Annotated in this window: 13 protein-coding genes and 1 tRNA gene; 10 read left to right on the forward strand and 4 right to left on the reverse strand. The window is 42.5% G+C overall.

The genetic code is table 11. The features are described 5' to 3' along the window. Positions 1 to 154 precede the first annotated feature (154 nt). Positions 155 to 1,105, forward strand: coding sequence for a serine hydrolase (locus LAY41_RS23685; protein WP_249103478.1), 951 nt, complete (start codon positions 155 to 157; stop codon positions 1,103 to 1,105). A 226-nt stretch (positions 1,106 to 1,331) separates the two neighbouring features. Further along, positions 1,332 to 2,210 (forward strand): hypothetical protein, encoded by an 879-nt coding sequence (locus LAY41_RS23690; protein ID WP_249103479.1) that lies wholly within the window; start codon positions 1,332 to 1,334, stop codon positions 2,208 to 2,210. A 529-nt stretch (positions 2,211 to 2,739) separates the two neighbouring features. On the opposite strand, the gene tnpA is transcribed toward LAY41_RS23690, so the two are convergent. After that, positions 2,740 to 3,132: an IS200/IS605 family transposase gene (gene tnpA / locus LAY41_RS23695; RefSeq protein WP_249103480.1), complete on the reverse strand. Its 393-nt coding sequence runs from the start codon at positions 3,130 to 3,132 to the stop codon at positions 2,740 to 2,742. 60 nt (positions 3,133 to 3,192) lie between these two features. Here tnpA and LAY41_RS23700 point away from each other — a divergent pair, with 60 nt between their 5' ends. Continuing rightward, the gene (locus LAY41_RS23700; protein ID WP_249103481.1) at positions 3,193 to 4,698 is read left to right on the forward strand and encodes an RNA-guided endonuclease InsQ/TnpB family protein; all 1,506 of its coding nucleotides are present in this window, start codon (positions 3,193 to 3,195) and stop codon (positions 4,696 to 4,698) included. A 29-nt stretch (positions 4,699 to 4,727) separates the two neighbouring features. Here LAY41_RS23700 and LAY41_RS23705 read toward each other — a convergent pair whose 3' ends face one another. The 3 genes from LAY41_RS23705 to LAY41_RS23715 form a co-directional block, all read right to left on the reverse strand. Further along, positions 4,728 to 6,095: an ABC transporter substrate-binding protein gene (locus LAY41_RS23705; protein ID WP_249103482.1), complete on the reverse strand. Its 1,368-nt coding sequence runs from the start codon at positions 6,093 to 6,095 to the stop codon at positions 4,728 to 4,730. 253 nt (positions 6,096 to 6,348) lie between these two features. Then, positions 6,349 to 6,440: transfer RNA gene (locus LAY41_RS23710), tRNA-Ser, on the reverse strand. A gap of 254 nt (positions 6,441 to 6,694) precedes the next feature. Further along, positions 6,695 to 8,848: a GumC family protein gene (locus tag LAY41_RS23715; RefSeq protein WP_249103483.1), complete on the reverse strand. Its 2,154-nt coding sequence runs from the start codon at positions 8,846 to 8,848 to the stop codon at positions 6,695 to 6,697. 631 nt (positions 8,849 to 9,479) lie between these two features. Between LAY41_RS23715 and LAY41_RS23720 the strand changes: the two genes are divergently transcribed. The 7 genes from LAY41_RS23720 (at position 9,480) to LAY41_RS23750 (ending at position 19,855) form a co-directional block, all read left to right on the forward strand. Continuing rightward, the gene (locus LAY41_RS23720; RefSeq protein WP_249103484.1) at positions 9,480 to 11,870 is read left to right on the forward strand and encodes a polysaccharide biosynthesis protein; all 2,391 of its coding nucleotides are present in this window, start codon (positions 9,480 to 9,482) and stop codon (positions 11,868 to 11,870) included. Continuing rightward, positions 11,870 to 13,360, forward strand: a complete 1,491-nt coding sequence (locus LAY41_RS23725; RefSeq protein ID WP_249103485.1) for a DUF4832 domain-containing protein — start codon at positions 11,870 to 11,872, stop codon at positions 13,358 to 13,360. Before LAY41_RS23720 ends, LAY41_RS23725 begins: the two co-directional genes overlap by 1 nt. A 146-nt stretch (positions 13,361 to 13,506) precedes the next feature. Beyond that, the gene (gene murJ, locus LAY41_RS23730) at positions 13,507 to 14,895 is read left to right on the forward strand and encodes a murein biosynthesis integral membrane protein MurJ (protein ID WP_249103487.1); all 1,389 of its coding nucleotides are present in this window, start codon (positions 13,507 to 13,509) and stop codon (positions 14,893 to 14,895) included. 29 nt (positions 14,896 to 14,924) lie between these two features. Further along, the gene (locus LAY41_RS23735; RefSeq protein ID WP_249103489.1) at positions 14,925 to 16,067 is read left to right on the forward strand and encodes a glycosyltransferase family 4 protein; all 1,143 of its coding nucleotides are present in this window, start codon (positions 14,925 to 14,927) and stop codon (positions 16,065 to 16,067) included. Then, positions 16,064 to 17,170, forward strand: a complete 1,107-nt coding sequence (locus LAY41_RS23740; RefSeq protein ID WP_249103491.1) for a glycosyltransferase — start codon at positions 16,064 to 16,066, stop codon at positions 17,168 to 17,170. Before LAY41_RS23735 ends, LAY41_RS23740 begins: the two co-directional genes overlap by 4 nt. 58 nt (positions 17,171 to 17,228) lie before the next feature. Continuing rightward, entirely contained in the window at positions 17,229 to 18,620 is a 1,392-nt protein-coding gene (locus LAY41_RS23745) for an O-antigen polymerase (RefSeq protein ID WP_249103493.1), read from the forward strand. A gap of 5 nt (positions 18,621 to 18,625) precedes the next feature. Next, positions 18,626 to 19,855, forward strand: a complete 1,230-nt coding sequence (locus LAY41_RS23750; protein ID WP_249103494.1) for a glycosyltransferase family 4 protein — start codon at positions 18,626 to 18,628, stop codon at positions 19,853 to 19,855. The last annotated feature ends 97 nt before the right edge of the window (positions 19,856 to 19,952 follow it).

Genomic DNA, 19,952 nt, shown 5'->3' on the forward strand with positions numbered 1-19,952 from the left:
TGCTCCTCTGCTCCTCTGCTCCTCTGCTCCTCTGCTCCTCTGCTCCTCTGCTCCTCTGCTCCTCTGCTCCTCTGCTCAAGAACTCAAATAGCATAGTAAATAAGGAAAAGCCCGTTCGGATTGGTAAAATCAAAAATCGAAAATCGAAAATAAAATGACTTTTTTCCGCAAAGACCAACAACTTGAAAAGCTAGGCAATCAAATCTTAGAGGCAACTTGGGGGGAATTTCCAGATTTAGCCCGCAACCAGATAGCCCTCACCTGGATTGTCTACGATCCGCCCGTACCTGTAAACACGGGCGGAGCCCTCAGTCCGCAAGCCTTTTGGAATCACGAAGTCCGAGGTTTTAGCTATCGTGGGCGCGATCGCATTTACCCCGCAAGCATCGTAAAACTGTTCTACCTCGTAGCAGTATTCGAGTGGTTAGAAAAAGGCATGATCCAGACATCAGCCGAATTGGAAAGAGCCATTCGCGACATGATTATCGATTCGAGCAACGACGCCACCAGTCTGGTTGTAGATGTCTTGACCGGCACGACCAGCGGCCCAGAATTGTCCCACGGCCCTTTTCAAACCTGGCAGTTACAGCGTAACATCGTCAACCGCTACTTTCACTCCTTGGGTTGGCCGGAGTTAGAGCCAATCAACGTTAACCAAAAAACCTGGTGCGATGGCCCCTACGGACGAGAGAGGGTCTTCCTGGGAGAATTAATGGAAAATCGCAATATGCTGACGACTAACGCCACAGCGCGTCTCCTACACAGCATTATTGGCGGGGTAGCAGTATCTTCAAAAGGGTCGCAAGCCATGATGACTCTGATGAAACGCAGCCTTAACCCAGCCGATTTAGCGACAGACGACGAAAATCAGGTAACGGGTTTTCTGGGCGGTGGCTTACCCCAGGATACCCAACTGTGGTCGAAAGCAGGGTGGACTAGCCAAGTCCGCCACGACGCTGCTTATATCGAGATACTGGGCAAGCAACCCTATCTGTTAGCGGTATTTACAGAAGGAAGGGCGCACAGTAAAAATAAAGCGATTTTGCCTTTTGTCTCGCAGCAAGTCGCTGCCGCAGTGGGGGACGCCGACGCTAACGATATCTGAGGGGAAGCGGGAGAGGGGGAGAGTGGGAGAAATTTACAATTGACCGCTGACCACTGACCCCAATGCCCCAAAATCAACCAATTTGTAGAGGCTGCTCCGTAAGTTTTATCCTATATTAAGGAGGAAAACTTCTCTATTTCGCCTAAATTAGCCATACTAGAGTTAAATTATGATATAAAATTTCGCTGGCGTTAATTCTTGCCCTGATCTTTGTCGAGGAGTGAACGTGAATACAATTTGTTTCCAGCGTACAGTTTTGCTACTCAGTCTTGCTGCTCTAGCAGGTGTAAGCAGCGGCTTCTCTGCTGTTGCCCAAACCACTAGCACCAGCATTGATACAAGTCCGCTCTCTTCTGCCCAGTCACCAATCCCTGTCCCTGCCGCCTCTGTCTTCTCAAGCGCTCAAGGGCGCCAGACCCAACTGTCACAAAAACCTTCAAGTATATTTGCAGTAGCTCCTGGCGAACTGGATAGCTATGAGATGTCCGATTTGCTCGTAGAATCGGCAATAACATCTGATGGTACGGCCAAAAAGCAGCCAATTCCTGGTACGGCTGAGACTTCGGCTTCGGCTCTTTTGGGTCGGTCTGCTTCTTCCCGAATTCCAGCAAATCCTCCTGCAAATGCCCCTGCAAGAAAAGGGCGGCAAGTGGCTCAAATGGAACTAGCACCCGGTCGCTCCACTCGTTCTGGATCGAGCTATATCGGAGTCGGCGGCAATTTAGGTCTGACGGGCGACACTGCTTTGGGCGATACCGGCTTTGCTATCTTCAGCAAAATCGGACTAACCAGAGTGTTTTCGGTGCGCCCCTCCGTGGTGATAGGAGATGATACCGACTTCATTATTCCGGTGACCTACGATTTCCCCATCCAGGCGGAACCCTTTGAAAGGATCAATTTTGCTCCTTACGTTGGCGCTGGCGTGATCATTTCCACTGACGCTGGCAGCAATGTTGGCTTTGCCCTGACTGGAGGGGTGGATGTGCCTATAAGCGAACAATTTACGGCAACAGCTGCCGTAACTGCTGGGTTCATCGATACGACCGATTTGGGAATCATGCTCGGTATCGGTTACAACTTTGGTACCGGATTCCGATTCAGGTAGGCTCTGTCTCTCGACTTGCAGTCAACCCAAGGGACTTCCAAAAAATAAACTATCCCTTCTTGTGGAGCAAACGAGATGCCTGCCACTTATACCCTTTTTTAGGTGAGTGAGGTACACAGAAACCCGGTTTCTGGGCTTATACCACAAGAAGTTGTTGGATATTTTTTTTACAGGACTAAAGCCCCGGGCACATACGGTAGGGTGCGTCCGAACCTTCCACTCTCGATAATCGTTGTAGAACGAAAGTCTGACGCACCATACAAGTCGATTTGAGTGTGACAGGGGCTTTAGTCCTATTTTTATTTGGAAGTCCTAATTTTGAGCCAGAACATTGTAGAGACGTTTCGTGAAACGTCTCTACAGCAGGTCAAGATAAGAGGGGTCATCGTTGGCGATTCCGTATTAGTGATGGGCTCTAGCACCAGTGGAAAACATTCCACAAATCGCTAATGACTAATGACAGAATTTAACCGCGCCGCAAGCCCACCCATAAGAGGGGTTGGGATAGGCGCTGTGGCTTTAGCCACAGTCAGGTATTTTGGTTCTCTATATATTTTCTCACTGTTTCCTCAGAAGCATTCCCAACAGTCCCGCAGAAGTAACTGCGAGTCCAAAGAGAAGGAATTTTCTTAAGCTGTGGGTATTCTTTCCTCAATTGAAACGCCGTAAACCCCTTAAGTCTAAACATAATCTGGTCTGGAGCTAAGTTAGGGGGTGCATCAATCAGTAAATGCACATGATCTGGCATAATTTCCATTGCCACAATAGAACAGTCTAACTCAATACACTTGTCTGTTAATAATTGTTTTAGCCGTTCTGCAATACCTCCAACCAGTACCTTTTTGCGTCTAGCTGGAATCCATACAAAATGGTATCTAATAAGCGTTACTGATGTAAGTCTGCGCCTGTATTTGTCTTGCATATAATTGTTGTTTTATCGTTAATATCTACAATAGTACACTATAGTAGTTTGTAGGAGGTGATGCAAGTGATACTCAGCTACAAATACAAACTCAACCCCAATAAGCAGCAGTCTGGTAAGCTAACTCAATGGCTAGATCTGCTAAGAGCCAATTACAATTGGTGCTTGCGGGATAGAATTGATGGCTGGCATCAACAGTACATTTGTGGACACTATTGTGATTTAAGAACTAGAGCCACAATTACCCCCCTAACTTGCAGTCTCGTTAGAGGTACACAACTTACAAACCCTTGGAAGGATGGCTGCGGTAAAGCCAAAAAAGAAGGGGAGAAAGATAAATCGCCTAAACGTACAGCAGCTTTAATGCAAGATGCTAACTTGCAAGAACTGAAAATAGCTAGACCTTGGTATCAAAGTATTGATATTGGAGTTTTACAGCAAATTCCAGCTAGGGTTAACGAAGCCTTTAACAAGTTTTTTTCATGTGCAGGATTTCCTAAGTTTAAGCGCCGTCATGATTTCAAATCTTTCTCTTACAAGCCAGGGAGAATTAAAATTAAGGGTAATAAAATTTATCTACCTAAAATCGGCTGGATGCGATTCTACAATTCGCGTTCTATTCCCGATGGCTTTGAAATTAAGACGGTAACAGTTAGACAAAAAGCTGATGGTTGGTATGTATCGGTAAGAATTGAGTCTAAATCAACGCCCGACTTCCCCGCAATTCCAGACAGTGAAATTAAAACCATTACTGGCTGTGATATGGGATTGGGTAAGTTGGTTTATCTCTCCGATGGGAGTGTTATTGATAACCCGCGATTTGCTACTAATAAACATACCCGCCGTTTGATGCGAGTTAGACAACGGCGAGTCAGTCGCAAACAAAAAGGGAGCAAGAACCGCAGTAAAGCCCAGGCTAAAGTTAACAAACTACACAATAAGAGCCAACAGAAGCGTGAGTCTTATAACTGGAATGTAGCCAATAAAATAGTTAAGAAAGCTGACGCGGTTGCTGTTGAAGATTTAAATATCTCTGGCATGATGAAACGGTGTAAGCCTGTTAAGTCTGATCCTGGTAGATTTTTGCCAAATAATCAATCAGCCAAGCGTGGTTTAAATCGTTCAATAGCCGATGCAGGCTGGTATGGATTAACTCAAAAACTTGAGTATCTGGCGGCGAAGTCAGGAAAGAGGTTGTATCGGGTTAATCCACAATACACCAGCCAGACTTGCAGTAAGTGTGGTCATGTCGATAAAAATAGTCGCAATGGTGAAAAATTTATTTGTACTAATTGCGGACATATTGATGATGCGAATCTACAAGCTGCGAGGAATGTAAAGTCCAAAACAATAAAGGCTTACGGGCTGAATATTATTAAACGAATTAAATCAAAAATGGTACGGCGGGACTCGTCGGAACCAGTACAATTAAGTCTCTTTGAGGTTGAATTGTACGAACGCTTGTCAGATAATACGCTGCCCCAAAAGGGCAAACAGCGTGTGGGCAAGAACCCAGAGAATAATGTTCAATTATCTCTCTGGGATATTAAGAGCGCAATCTCTTAAGAATCCCATCCCCTTTAGGGGTGGGAGTGTCAATACTTAGGACTGACTTTGCCGGTAACCGCCAGTTTGCCATCGTCTTTGACCGCCCAAACATCGTAGCTGCCCACCACGTCGCCGCTTTCATCAATATCCACGTTGCCGCTGGCTCCCTGGTAATTAATGTCCTTGCCTTGTCGCACTAACTCCAAAGCCTTACAGACATCGCTGACTTCTTCCCCTGGTGCATTGGCTACATCCCGGATCTTGCTCTTAATGCCTTCGCCTGTATTGGATTTAGCAGCTTCTGCCGCAAGCGCCAAAAGTGCAGCAGCATCCCAGGAGTGGGGAACATAGGCACTTACTTCTTTACCTTGTTTCTCTTTCCAAAGCTGGGTCAAATCTGCAAGTGCTTTACCGTTGGCACCCGGAACAGTGCCAATGGCACCAGAGAGAATAAACTTGCCATCACTGGTTTTGCCCACTTGACCCGGAAAATCTGGGGAATAAACGCCATCGGTCAGCATCACCGTGACTCCCTGACTCAAACCTTGTTCGGCGGCAGACTTAAGCAATAAACTGCCCGTTTCGGCGTAGAGAACGGCAGCTACGCCGTCCGGCTTACCCGCAAAGGCGGCAGAAGCTTCGGTGTCAAATGTGGTTGCCTTGGGGTCGTAGCGAGTAGGTTTGTTTTCGTTGACAACAGTTCCACCCAGTTTTTTGAAGGCTTGCACAAATTCTTTTTCAAAGCCGACCCCGTAATCATTATTAATGACAACGGTGGAAACGCGCTTGAAGCCTTTTTCGCTGGCCAGTTTGGCGAGTGCCTGTGCCTGATAGGTATCGGGAGGTGCAGTGCGTGCCCAATAGCCCTGAAAATCGCCCTTCTTCGCCCGTCCGGTAAAGACTGGACTGGTGCTGCCTGGAGAAATTAACATCACTTTGTTCCGTGCGGCAATATCCACGGCGGCACTAGAAACGCTGCTGGCAAAGGAACCAACTACCCCCGCCACTCTGTCTACTTCTGCTAGCTTGGTCATCCCAGCACCACCGGCTTTGGGGTCGGTTTGGTCGTCTTCAGAAACTAGGGTGACTGGTTTACCGTTGACGCCGCCGCACTTGTTGACTGTTTCGACTAACAACGGCACTGCCGCAATCATTGGCTGTCCGATCGCAGATAAGTCGCCTGTAGCTGGTAGCAGGGAGCCAATTTTTAGTCCCTTAGCACTGCTGGCTGCTGGGGCTGGGGTAGTAGGTGAGGTGGTTTGGGTAGCACCTGTGCTGTTGGCTGTGGGGGTAGGGGTAACAGAACCTGTATTGTTAGGGGTGGTGTTTTGACAAGCAGCTGTAGCAAAAGCTAGAGCCGCAAGAGCAAGAGCCTTGTTGGGTTTGAAAGTTTTCTCTATAGCCGGTTTACTCATTTTCTATGCCAATCCTCAACAGTCCACAACAGAATAACTGTATGAAATAGTACAACTATCTTCTGTTTTCCGACAGAATCGTTATATCTTCCCACTGCCAGCATCCCAAATCGGGAAAGCTACTGTCAGGACTGGAGCATGGGGCGATGGACTAGGTGAAGCAAAAGTAAAAATTTGACCAATAAATTATTGGTTCGATCGCCAGCCGGATTCATCCGTGGAGTCAATCCAAAATCCAAAATCTTGATTAGAACGGAGAGGGAGGGATTCGAACCCTCGGTACGGAGTTACCTGCCGTACAACAGATTAGCAATCTGCCGCTTTCGACCACTCAGCCACCTCTCCTGGGGTCACAGGAAACTATAGTAGCACATCTTCTGTGAGAAAGTAAAGTATAGTTTTTTGCGATCGCGATCGAGAAAAACTATCCTTTCGCCCCAGATCCCCTGAACGTCGTTCAATCCGTACACTCTACTGATACCAAATCCGACTTCATTACCCCCTTTTTATTTTCTGCCCCAACCCTGTAGAGACGTTTCATGAAACGTCTCTACAACAAGATAGGGAAAGGGGGGCTATCAAAGCGGATTTCTTATAACTCAGACCTTTGGGAAACCGATCGCCTGACCGATCACATTTTGACCTGTTTTCTCCAAAACCTCTTTAGCAAAAGTAGCATTAGCCAAATCGACTACTCCCAGCCTCACCGCCAACAGGATGCCATCAGCCATTTTACCCAACATCAGAGCATCAGCAGAAGCATTCAAAGCAGGAGCGTCTATGATGACCAAATCGTAATGGGCTGAAAATTTTTCAATCAATGAAGGTATGCTTGGGGAGTCGAGTAGAGCCATCGAGTTGGCAGGAATAACCCCAGAAGTAAGAACCTCCAGGTTAACCATTACTTCTTTAATTGCTGTCTTCGCTTCAGCTTGCCCCACAAGAACATTGCTTAGACCTACCTGATTGGGAAGTTGCCAAATTTGATGTTGAAGAGGATGGGGCATATCCGCATCCACCAGCAAGACTTGACGCCCTAGCTGAGCCATAGCCACAGCGAGATTGGCACACAGTGTAGATTTACCTTCTTTGGGTACCGAACTGGTCACCACAATAATTTTGATATCTTTATTCGCCTTGAGAAACTTCAGGTTGGCATGAAGCATCCGGTAAGCTGTACTGGTGGGGCTCTCAGGCTCATCTCTCACAACAATATCTAGTACAGGTTGCTCTCTGTCGCGTTTGCCTCCGATCATTTTTTTAGCCTTTTTATGGTAAGGAATCACCCCCAGCAAGGTAAATCCAAACAGTTCCCTTGCCTCTTCCACGGTTCTGATAGATTTATCATTTGCTTCTAAAAGAAGGGCAGTAGCTATAGAAAACATACTACCTAACAAAACTCCTGTCACTATGGATAAAGCCTTACGAGAAGCAACAGGCTCTTCAGGAACAACGGCGGTTTGGATAATGCGAGCGTTACCCATATTCTGATTTTCGGCTATCCGGATTTCCTGAAGCTTTTGCAGCAGAAGTGAGTAGGTAGATTGAGCTGCTTGTAGTTTACTTTCCAGCTCGCGCTGTTGTTGCTCCAGCCTGGGTAAAACATTTACCCGCTCTTTGTAGATGGCTTGTTCGTTGGATAAAGCATAAACCTGACTGGCCAAACCCCGGCGTTTGGCCTCTATTTTGACAAACTCTTCGATCAGTCTTGGTTTAACTTCTCCAATCTGCAAATTTCCATTTGCGGATTGTTTCTGAGTACCAAGAGATTGTTGTATTTGTTCTTGTAGTAGAGCTTTCAAAGAGGCTTGCTTAGTTTTTAGGTCAAGTATTACTGGGTGTGTTTCCTGGAAGCGGCTTCGCTCGACTGCTAGCTGGCGTTCTATCTGCTGGTATTCTTTAAGAGCGTCTTGTACTGCGGGAGACTGGCTGAGAGAGGTAGCAGCTAATCCTTCCTGTGCATTCATCCGCAATTCGTTTTGGAATGTTTGGGACTGGGAATTTGCATCGGCTAATTGAGATTTAGCTTCAGCAATATTTTTTTCTAATTCCCCAATAACCTCTACAGCCGATTTGGCTTCTTCTGGGAGAGACACAACTTTGTTTTGTTCTTTGAATCGGCGCACAGTCACTTCTGCTTGACGCAAAGAGGCTTCGGCATTGGGCAACTGTTTCTCAATAAACTCGCGGGCATATACTGTTTCAGCCCGGTTGATAATTTGATTGTTCTCTATATAAATCTCTATCAGTGTATTAACAATCGTTGCTGGCTTCGTCGAATCTTTGTCTTTGTATGAAACTGTCAAAAGATCCGTAGTCCGGATATTAGACACGCTGAAATTTTTCAGAAAGTCTTTTACTTTTAGAGTTCCACCTTTTTGATCTGTTAGCTTTAGTTTGCTTATAGTCTTTTGGACAATAGGAACCGAACGAATTACCTCTAACTCCGTATTCAGGGGATTACTTTGATCTCCCACGGGAACAAACTCTCCTATCTCTTTTCCTAATCCTGTTATAGAAGAAGTAGGACTTGTCTTTTTAAATAAAAGTTTTGCTTCTGCTTCATAGACGGGCTTTTGTTGTAACGTATTCAGGGCTGCCAGCACGACAACAAATCCAAAAACAGCTGAGACTGGCAACCAACGTCGCTTTAGAATTAGCAAGTATTGCAGAAAACCTATAGAAGATTCTGTGGACTCCATAAATAATTCCTGAAAGGGCTGCTGGGCGCAGAAGCTCCAAACTTTTATCATTAAATTATACTCTTGTCAACTCATACAAGTCTATATTTTTTAATTAATTTTTTTGTCGATAAAAAAATTATTACGGCTGAGCTATCAAGATAAATGATCGTAGCCTAACGCTGAAAACCCACGGAATAATGACTTTCAGCGTTAGGCTACTGACTTCTAAATTCTTCACAATCATTTAATTATATTATAAATATATTTATTTAGTAAAGATTTAATAAATATGTAGTCAGCTAATAGGAGGATGACATATTATAGGTTATGTAAAGGGAGTTGGAAAGGGGTGAAAAAAAGGCGATCGCGCAAAAGATACGGCTACTAAGCTGTCATCGGCGTTGAGTGCTATAAGCCTCACCAGTCTGAGCCTTGTCTGCCAATAGTTTCACCACGAAGCGGAATAGCGATCGGGTAATCTGCCCTAATTAGCAGCAATGAACTAAAAGACAGGCCACTCAGTAACTACAGCTGTAATATAGCTGCAAAAAGTGAAAAACTCGTGAAAGGCTAGCGCCCTCTTAACCAAATAAGTATAGGATTGCCGGTGAGGCGGCCAATTAAGCTAGGAACTAACGGTAACTGATTACTGGATTCGCTTTGAAATTTTGGAATTTGTCTCGAAGGGGCTCGTAAATAGATGAATAAACATTTTTTAAATTTGGTAATCACCTTAAAGAATCGCAAATTTTTGATAGTCGATATCATTATTTTCTTAGTCACACCAATATTAGCTTTGGCAATTCGTTTAGATGAAGATTTTAGGATCGAGCCATACAAAGATGGGTTGATAGTGGCAACGATACTGTTTTTAGCGGTAAAACTGACTGTATTTTATAAGTCAGGCTTTTACAAGCATTACTGGCGCTATGCAACTATTGATGAACTTGAGGATATGGCGCTGCTGACAGTGGGGGCGACAGTATTGCAAATTGTGTGTTTCAGCGCCCTTTTTTCTCTGAGAATTTTTTCCATCGATAGCTTACCGCGATCGCTGCCACTGTTGGACGGTATACTTAGTTTTATCCTACTTGGCAGCAGCCGTTTCAGCATTCCTGCGATCGCCAGAGTGAGGCAACGAAATAAGAAATTTTATCGACGCGATCGCGTACTGATCGTCGGTGCAGGCAGTGCAGGCATATCCCTGGCGCAGAAAATGCAGCAGAGTCCCTCGCTAGGTCTTTATCCCGTCGCTTTTATTGACGACGATCCGAAAAAACTAAACTTAAATATTTGCAGACTGCCAATTGTTGGCAATCGCTATCAAATCCCGGAAATAGTTCGCTCCCTGCACATCTGCAAAGTTATTATTGCCATGCCTACCGTTATGGGGAGAGAAATTCGAGAAATCGTAGATATTTGTCGATCAGTTGGAGTTGCAACCAGCACCTTACCCGCCATCAATGAGATCCTGAATGGCAGTCTAAAGATGAACAGCGTTAGAGATGTTCAGATTGAGGATTTGCTCCGTCGCGAACCTATCAAAACCGAAGTCGAAAAAATCTCTATATTTATCAGCGGTAAAAAAGTTCTGATTACAGGAGCGGGCGGATCGATCGGCAGCGAACTTTGTCGGCAAATTTTAAAGTGTGGCCCTGCTGAAATGGTACTGATCGGACACGGAGAAAATTCCGTATTTAATATCCAACAAGAACTACAAGGGGTTTTGGAATTACTCAAAAAGGAAGGAGAAATACAAGGAGAAATTCCCCGTCTGACTGCCTTAATAGCCGATATTCGATTTTCGTCCCGGCTGAAATATGTTTTTGAAACATACAGACCCGATATTGTTTTTCACGCGGCGGCTCACAAGCACGTCCCCATGATGGAATTAAACCCGCCAGAAGCAATCACCAATAACGTCCGGGGTACAAAAAATCTGGTGGATATGGCATTACAATACGATGTCCAGCACTTTGTGATGATCTCCACAGACAAAGCTGTCAATCCTACCAATATTATGGGGGCTAGCAAGCGAATCGCCGAAATGATGGTACTGCGAGCAGCCCAAAAGAGCGGTCGGCGCTTTGTGGTGACTCGTTTTGGCAATGTGTTGGGCAGTCGAGGCAGCGTTGTTCCAACTTTCAAGCGGCAAATTGCGGAAGGTGGTCCAATTACGATTACCGATCCAGAAATCACTCGCTATTTCATGACCATTCCGGAGGCAGTTCAACTCGTTTTGCAGGCAGCAGTCCTCGGAAAGGGTGGTGAAGTATTCATGTTCGATATGGGGCAGCCAGTCAAAATTGTTGACTTGGCAAAAGATTTAATTCGCCTCTCTGGATATGAAGTTGGTAAAGACATTGAGATCGAGTTTACGGGGTTGCGTCCGGGAGAAAAATTGTACGAAGAACTGTTTATTGCCGGAGAGAAGTATGACCCCACCCAACATGAGAAAATCATGACTCTCGCCAATGCCAGTCGCATTGTTCCAGAGATTGTTGATTTTAAGGTCGATGCTCTCTGTGCAGCAGCAGATAAAAACGATTGCTATTCCATTGTCTTTTTGCTTAAGCAGTTATTACCTGAATACAAACCCAATCGACCAGTTGACGAGCCAGTGCTGGAAGATGCAAATTCGACCGTTTCTATTCAATGGCGATTACTCCATGAGGCTTGCCGTCAGATGCAGATTTGGCAGCAGGAATCTCCTGCTGAGAAGGGGTTAAAAATAGATGTGAATCTTTCTAGCGAACAGTTTTTCCAAGCAGACTTAGGCGAGCAGTTACGCCAAATCCTCCAGGAAACTCAAATCAACCCTTCTTATTTGAGACTGGTAATTCCCGAAGATGCGATGGTGCAAAATCCCACCCAGGCTACCCGTGCCTATACCCAACTAAAAACTTTAGGAGTACAGTTGAAACTCGATAACTGGGATAAAGTTGTTTCATCTTTAGTTTCATCTTTAATCGAGCCCTCCCTCTCAACAAAGATGAATTATAAAGAAAGCGATAGTTCAAAGCAGGATAGCCCGACCCAGACAATAGAAGTTGCTCCGCCTATGACGCAGATTGGAGCGAAATCGAAGTGATGAAAGCAGTAACAGTGTGTTTCAGGCATACAGCCCAAGTAGTGACTAGCAATAAATATGGTAAAATACCTAAGTTTACGGTGGTTTCTATAATGCTGATGTTGCTTGCATCATGCCAACCCACTGTTGCTACGGATTCGGCTCGGAAAACTACATCCTACGAAAGCAGTTCGGAAGATTTTCCCAATCCTGAAAGAGGCTTTTTTGTGCCGTTTAACCCGCTTGGTAAATATGAAAATGCTCCCTTACAGCTTGCCGATGTAGATCGAGTCAGAAGCGATCGTATGAGCTTAGTTCGGCGGATTTATACGATTGAAGAATTTCGGAATAAACCTATTGCTGAATCCTTTCTTCAGAAAATATCAAATGATTGCGAAATAGCCAGAAAATCTGGCCTAAAAATTATTATCAGGTTTTCATATAATTGGCTGGGAGGTGGGCCAGACGCTTCGCGAGAGAGAATACTTTCCCATATCGAACAGTTAAAACCGATATTGACAGCAAACTACGATGTTATCGCTTATATGGAAGCAGGTTTTATTGGCTACTGGGGAGAGTGGAATAAATCATCAAATGGTTTGGACAATAATAATGAAGATCGCAAAGCAATTCTGTTTAAACTTTTATCTGTGTTCCCAAAGGAACGTATGGTAGCTATCAGGTATTCCCGCCATAAAATAGATATTTTTAATAATATAAATAACATTGAATCGCGAGAAGCATTTAATGGTAGCTATCGCTCTCGAACAGGGTTTCATAACGATTGTTTTTTGGCTAGTATTGATGATAAAGGTACTTATAAAAGTACCATTCCTCTGATTGTCGAAGCTCAAAAAACCTTTTTAAATCAAGAAAATCGATATGTAGTTCAGGGGGGCGAAACCTGCCAACCTAGTGAATATGATGATTGTCCTAACACTTTAAATGAACTATCACGAATGCGTTGGAGCGCATTAAACATTGACAACCCCGATGCCAGAGAAATTGTAAAAAAATGGGAAACCCAAGGCTGTTTACCAGAAATAAAACGTAACTTAGGATATCGGTTTCGACTAACAAAAACATTAATCCCTTATAATGTAAAAGTTGGCAACAGTTTGGCAATAGAATTAGAAATTATTAATGATGGATGGGCTAGCCCATACAACCATCGAGGACTGGAAGTTATTTTACGTAATCGTGGAAACCGTAAGGAGTACTATTTACCAGTTAAAGAAGATCCCCGAAGATGGATGCCCGGTACTACTAAAATTGTCAAGATTGAAGGCGGTATTCCTAAAACTATGTCACCCGGAGTATATGAAGTATTATTAAATCTACCCGATCCCGCCCCCAGATTATATAATCGTCCAGAATATTCAATAAGATTTGCTAACAAAGATGTTTGGGAAACAGCCACAGGATATAATTATTTATTACAAACTGTTATAATTGATCCCAGTGCAGAAAGATCTAATTATGCAGGAGAAGAATTTTTTAGGGTTCGCTAGTTTCTGGATTAATTAAGATTTCGTACAATCAAAACGAAAGCGAGGTTAATGTAAAATTACGATAAACAAGATATGGCTGCTATCTTAGCAAAATCAAATAAGCCAGAATTTCAAATATAGTATAGAAAATTCGGAGGTTGCTTAAAGTGAAAAATGGGCTATATCAAAAATCACTCACCTTTTGGAATAAGCTAACCAGGGGTTCTACCAATCGCCAAATTCTTGCTGCTACTTTAACAGTGGGAATAGGATTAGGATTTGCTAAATTAGTATCTATTTTGAAGGAATTAGTAGTTGCCTGGAACTTTGGAATTTCGGATAGTCTCGATGCCTTTTTAATGGCATTTGTACTGCCCTCTTTCATCAGTAATGTGATAGCAGGATCTTTTAATGCTGCGCTGATTCCTACCTACATTCAAGTGCGAGAAAAGGAAGGGAAAGAGGCAGCACAAAAACTCTTTTCTGGGGCGATCATTTGGAGTTGTGGGTTGCTAGCAATTACTAGCCTAGTTATGCTGACAACTGCCCCTTTGTATTTGCCAAAGATAGCGTCAGGATTCGATCACGAAAAATTAGACCTAACTTACAAGCTGCTATGGATGCTCGCACCTAGTATCATGTTTAGTGGTATTCTGACTGTCTGGGCTGCAGTTTTAAATGCGGGAGAACGTTTTGCTTTAGCGGCTGTGGCGGAAACTCTTACGCCAGCTATGACGATCCTTTTCTTGTTGCTGTTTCATTCTTGGGATATTTTTTCTTTAGCAGCTGGGTTAGTCGCGGGGCAATTACTAGAAATGATTGTAATAGGAATAGCGCTACACCGACAAAATATCTCATTAATACCTAAATGGTATGGATTTGATGAAAACCTGCGTGAAGTAACAGGTCAGTATACTCCGATGATTGCCGGAGCTTTTTTAATGTCCAGTTGTAGTTTAGTCGATCAATCAATGGCGGCAATGCTAGCACCTGGAAGCCTCGCCGCATTGCTTTATGGAAAGCGCCTTGTTCTTTTACCAATTACCCTAGCTTCTACTGCATTAAGTACAGCGGTGATTCCCTATTTTTCTAAAATGATCGTCCATAAAGATTGGAAAAGTGTAGACCATACCCTTGGTCATTATCTACGCCTCATCTTTTTTGTAACTGTGCCTATGACGTTGTTATTTATGGCTTTGTCGGAACCTATCATCCATCTCCTTTTCCAAAGAGGTTCTTTTAACGCTAGTGATACTCATATAGTATCGGAAATTCAAATTTGTTTTGCTTTGCAAATACCATTTTATATTGCAAATATTTTAGTGGTAAGATTAGTTTCTGCCATGAAAATGAATCACTTATTGATGCAAGTTTCGGGGCTAAATTTGATTGTAAATATAGCTTGTAATTACCTATTCATGCAGTGGATGGGGATAAAAGGCATTGCTTTGTCTACCAGTGTTGTCTATATGTTCTGTTTCTCATATATGCTGATAAATGCAGAAATTCAACTGAGAAAGCAGAGAAAATTAAGCCAAGAAATTAATCAGCCATAAAGATTGATTAGGAGTCAAAAAAATCAACAATGATCAATAAAAGTGAACCTAAAAAGATGCAGATAACTTTAGTAACTCCATCCCTTTCCTGTGGCGGGGCTGAAAGAGCCGCAGTTTTAGTAGCTGAGGGATTAATGGCAAAAGGACATCAGGTTTCTATCATTACAATTGCTGGAATCGAACGGGATTTTTATCAACTATCTAAGGGAGTACATAGATTAGCTTTAAGTATTGCTGCAAACTCTCCCACCCCAATTCATGCTCTGTGGAATAACCTCTATCGCCTTTGGGTATTGAGAAAAACAATTAAATCACTTCAGCCAAAGGTCGTTATTTCTTTCTTGGATTCAACCAATATATTGACGCTGTTAGCACTCATTAATACCAACTATCCAATTTTTGTAAGCGAACAGAATAATCCGATCACAGAAACTACAAATTTATGGAGTAAATTGCGGCGTTTAACCTATCCAATGGCGGCTAAAGTTGTGAGTGTGAGTGAAGGAGTTGATAGCTATTTTGACTGGTTGCCGCAAAAGAAAAGAGCGGTTATCTATAATCCAGTTCAACCTATTAAAGATGAGCCAATAAATATTGATTTACCCCCAGGAGCCGATCCAGAGAAAAAATGGGCGATCGCAATGGGTAGATTAACTTATCAAAAAGGTTTCGACCTTTTATTACCTGCATTCCATAAAATTGCCGATAAATATCCAGATTGGCAATTACTGATCTTTGGAGAAGGAGAACTGCGGCGAGAACTGGAAGAATTGCGAGAAAAGTTAGGCTTAACTCGTCAAGTTCTTTTTCCTGGATTAACCACCAATCCGATTGCCATGTTAAAAAGTGCCAAACTCTTTGTTTTATCCTCTCGTTGGGAAGGATTACCAGCAGTTTTGTTTGAAGCACTCTCTTGTGGATTACCAGTTGTTTCCATGAATTGTCCTAGTGGGCCGCAAGAGATTATTCGTGACGGCATAGATGGAATTTTAGTTCCAAATGGAGATGTATCGGCATTCACTTTAGCAATGGATAGTTTGATGTCTGATGCAGAAAAGAGAGGGCGTTTAGCCGCTCGTGCTTCCGAAGCGGTGGATCGCTTTAGCTTAGATAAGGTAGTAAAAAAATGGGAATTATTGATAGATGAAGTTCTAGAGGAAAAGGTAAAATGATCGCAGCATCAAAAAATAAACGGATTGCTTTTTTTCTACCTAATTTGTATGGTGGTGGCGCTGAACGAGTAGCCATTAATTTACTCAAAGGGATGGCAGAAAAAGATGTTCCTTTAGATCTCGTCCTAGCTGATGCAGAAGGGCCATATTTGGAGCTAGTACCAAAGTCAGTGCGGATGATTAACTTAGGAGCAGGACGAGTTTTAAAAGCTATCTTGCCTTTATCCCGTTACTTACGAGAAAATAGACCCATAGCATTATTATCCCACATGGATCATGCCAATGTAGTGGCATTGTTGGCTAGAAATTTAGCTGGCACCAAAACTCGATTGGTGGTGGTAGAACACAATACTTTATCAGCTGCTCAATCCAAATTTATACGCGGTAGATTTGTGAAACCGTTCATGCAATGGCTTTATCCTAGTGCAGATGCGATCGTCGGAGTATCTAAAGGTGTATCATTGGATCTAGAACAGCAACTGCGTCTCCCCGCTGGAAAGGTAACAACTATCTATAATCCCGTTGTTGATAGCGAATTGCTCGCCAAAGCTAATGCGCCTCTCGATCATCCTTGGTTTCAAAAAAATTCTCCCCCTGTATTTTTGGCTGTAGGAAGATTATCAGCGCAGAAAGATTTCTCTACTCTTATCCAAGCTTTTGGATTATTAAGAAAGCAAGCTATGGCTCGTTTGCTAATTTTAGGGGAAGGAGAATTACGCCAAGAATTAGAGGAAGCGATCGATAATCTCGGCATTGCTGACGATGTTTCCATGCCCGGTTTTGTACCCAATCCATATACTTATATGAGTCAAGCTACCGCCTTTATTCTTTCCTCTCGTTGGGAAGGATTACCAACTGTACTGATTGAAGCAATGGCTTGCAGTTGTCCCGTGATTTCCACAGATTGCCCTAGTGGGCCAAAAGAAATTTTAGAGTCTGGCAAATATGGGTCTTTAATACCAATTGGAGATCCAGTGGCATTGTCTAAAGTTATGTTACAAGTGCTGGCAAATCCTCTGGTAAATCGGGAAATATTAATCGAGAAATCAATGGATTTTTCCTTTGAAAAAGCAGTTGATAATTACCTGGCCATATTGAAATAATCAAACCTCAGAGGGAATGTAAATGATTGAAAATAACCAAGCGCAGGAGGATTAATTAATGCCAATAGAACAGAATATGTTGGCCATGACGTACATAGCTCTGATCGGTTTTATATTATTTCTGGAAATTTTCCGAAAAAAAGAAACTTTATTTGATTTCTTAAGTTGGTTTAATGTTATTTTTTGTTTATCATATCCCTTCCCTGCATTTTTATTAGAAGCTAATTTTAACCATAAAACTATAGAGTTAATGTATGACTCTCGAACAATCTACACTAGCGATCTCCAAACTACGGTAGCTATATTTATGGGATATTTATGCGTAATTGTCGGTTTTTATGCTAAATCAGCCACTAAATATGCGAAATATTTCTCTATTCAGCAGAATAAAGATTGGAAAATTATCCTCTATGCCATTGGCTTACTATTATTTGCTTGTTTATCAATCCAGATCTATGGCTCGCAGTATGGTGGTGTATTGGTGGCTTTAACTCAAACAAACTTAATTCGGGCTGGGGTAGTAGAAAGTGGCCCACTTGTCTTTTTTAAGCAGTTTATTTTCACATCTTTTTTCGCATCTTATTTATTAGCATCTATTTTATTTATTAGAAAATATAAAACACTCAGAATAATTTTATTGGTGATATTTGCTTTTTCGGTAGTCGTTGCTTTTGTTGCAGCTACTTTATCATCTGGGCGGATTCCCCTGATCAATTACTTTCTAGGATTTTATTTAGTTTCTGTGGTTTATAGTGGAAAATTATCCTTGGGTATTACCATCCCGGCGATAGTTGGTGTATTCTTATTCATTCTTTACGGTAAAGTACTTTTCTTTAGTTTAACTGCTATACCAAGAGGTTTAGATGCTGTGATAGATACCTTTACACAAGCTATTCAAAATGACACCAGTAGTGGGGGTGGTTTATATTCCTTTATGAGTAATTTTGTTTACCCAGTTCATTCCCTAGACTCAGCTTTTAAAGAAGTTTATGAGCCACGCTTCTTTGTTGATTGGATCTATGGTCTTCTTTCTTTAATTCCCTCGCGTGTTTTAAATGGAGTCCTGGGTATAGATCTACCGCCAAGCGCCGCTGATTGGAATAGCGAATTTGTACTTGGAGTCCGTACAACTACTGTTCCACCAGGCGTTCTTGCTTTTGGCATTTACAGTATGTCATGGCTAGGACTTATTCTTTTTTGCTTTGTCTATGGATGGGTTGGTCGCTATCTGCAATCCATCTTGATTAGGTACATTAAAGATATATATTGGATGCCATTTTTATACGTTCTAACTCTCCAAGTTTGGACGGATTTTACTCCGACAGGAGATCCGCGCATTTACTTGATCAACTACTTCTGGTTTTTGTTATCAAGTACAATATTGCTGCTAGGTATAGGCAAAATATCTTTGATTAAATCACCCAAAAATCAAACATCTCAACCAGGATAAAATCTATGAGTTCAGAAGCAAAAATAGTGGTTCTACATCTGATCACCGGGCTTTCCACAGGTGGGGCAGAGACTATGCTATACAAGCTACTGTCTAAAACCAACCACTCCCGATTTAAACCAATAGTAATTTCCTTAATAGATAAAGGTACATTAGGCGATCGCATCGAAGCTTTAGGCATCCCCGTTTATACCATTGGAATGGAACAAGGAAAACCTACGCTAGCCACTATTTGGCAACTTATTCATCTAGTAGGGAAACTTAAGCCCGATCTGATTCAATGTTGGATGTATCACTCTATTTTGGCAGGAGAAATAGCTAGTATTTTCAGATTAAAGTCTATACCTGTAATCTGGAATATTCGTCATTCCTTGTATTCGTTAAGCTACGAAAAACGACTAACTGCCGACATAATTAAAATTCTGAGTTTTTTGAGCATTTTTTCCAAAAAAATTATCTATAACTCTCAAATAAGTGCCAGACAACATGAAAAGCTAGGCTACAAATCAAGAAAAACAATTATCATACCCAATGGTTTTGACCCAGATTTTTTTAAGCCATCAATTGAAGTTTATAAACAGATTAGAGAAGAACTTAATCTCCGAAGTGACTGTTTTTTGATAGGTCGATTTGCTCGCTACCATGAGATGAAAGACTATCCTAACTTACTTCAGGCAGCAGCAATTTTACTGCGAGATTATCCAGACGTACATTTTTTGCTGGCAGGTGATGAAGTCAATCCCAAAAATGAGGAATTATGCCAAATTATCCAGAAATTAGGGATTAGCGATCGCATCCATTTACTTGGGGAAAGAAAAGATATTCCCAGACTTACTGCTGCTTTAGATATCGCTTCTACTACTTCTTTTTATGGTGAAGCTTTTCCCAATGTGATCGGTGAAGCTATGTCCTGCGGTATCCCTTGCGTAGTGACAGATGTGGGTGATTCAGCATGGATTGTTGGCAATACTGGACGAGTGGTATCGCCCCAAAATCCCCAGGCATTAGCGAATGCTTGGAAAGAATTAATTGCCCTGGGTGCAGAAAATAGAAAAGTTTTAGGAAAAGCAGCCAGAGATCGAATTATTGCCTCTTTTTCTTTAGACTATGTTGTGGCTCAATATGAAGGATTGTATGAAAGTGTGACTGGGGCTAAAGCCGCCGCGCCGCAAGCCCACCCCTTCAGGGGTGGGCTTGCGGCGCGGCTAAATTATGTCATAGCAAAAAAACAATAGGATAGTAATATGGGAAATAATCAATTATTGCATTTTGCAACAATTTATAGACAAGCTTTTTAGACAAGGTTAAAATTTAGTTAATAAAAGTTAACCT

Origin of the sequence: Argonema galeatum A003/A1 (assembly GCF_023333595.1) — a bacterium.
Taxonomy (GTDB): domain Bacteria; phylum Cyanobacteriota; class Cyanobacteriia; order Cyanobacteriales; family Aerosakkonemataceae; genus Argonema; species Argonema galeatum.

What these genes read in the sequence shown, in the direction of transcription:
- LAY41_RS23725 (WP_249103485.1), top strand. Translation starts at nt 11,870, where the DNA reads ATGAAAGCAGTAACAGTGTGTTTCAGGCATACAGCCCAAGTAGTGACT.
- LAY41_RS23705 (WP_249103482.1), bottom strand. Translation starts at nt 6,095, where the DNA reads ATGAGTAAACCGGCTATAGAGAAAACTTTCAAACCCAACAAGGCTCTT.
- LAY41_RS23740 (WP_249103491.1), top strand. Translation starts at nt 16,064, where the DNA reads ATGATCGCAGCATCAAAAAATAAACGGATTGCTTTTTTTCTACCTAAT.
- LAY41_RS23750 (WP_249103494.1), top strand. Translation starts at nt 18,626, where the DNA reads ATGAGTTCAGAAGCAAAAATAGTGGTTCTACATCTGATCACCGGGCTT.
- LAY41_RS23735 (WP_249103489.1), top strand. Translation starts at nt 14,925, where the DNA reads ATGATCAATAAAAGTGAACCTAAAAAGATGCAGATAACTTTAGTAACT.
- LAY41_RS23700 (WP_249103481.1), top strand. Translation starts at nt 3,193, where the DNA reads ATGCAAGTGATACTCAGCTACAAATACAAACTCAACCCCAATAAGCAG.
- LAY41_RS23745 (WP_249103493.1), top strand. Translation starts at nt 17,229, where the DNA reads ATGCCAATAGAACAGAATATGTTGGCCATGACGTACATAGCTCTGATC.
- LAY41_RS23685 (WP_249103478.1), top strand. Translation starts at nt 155, where the DNA reads ATGACTTTTTTCCGCAAAGACCAACAACTTGAAAAGCTAGGCAATCAA.
- LAY41_RS23715 (WP_249103483.1), bottom strand. Translation starts at nt 8,848, where the DNA reads ATGATAAAAGTTTGGAGCTTCTGCGCCCAGCAGCCCTTTCAGGAATTA.
- tnpA (WP_249103480.1), bottom strand. Translation starts at nt 3,132, where the DNA reads ATGCAAGACAAATACAGGCGCAGACTTACATCAGTAACGCTTATTAGA.
- LAY41_RS23720 (WP_249103484.1), top strand. Translation starts at nt 9,480, where the DNA reads ATGAATAAACATTTTTTAAATTTGGTAATCACCTTAAAGAATCGCAAA.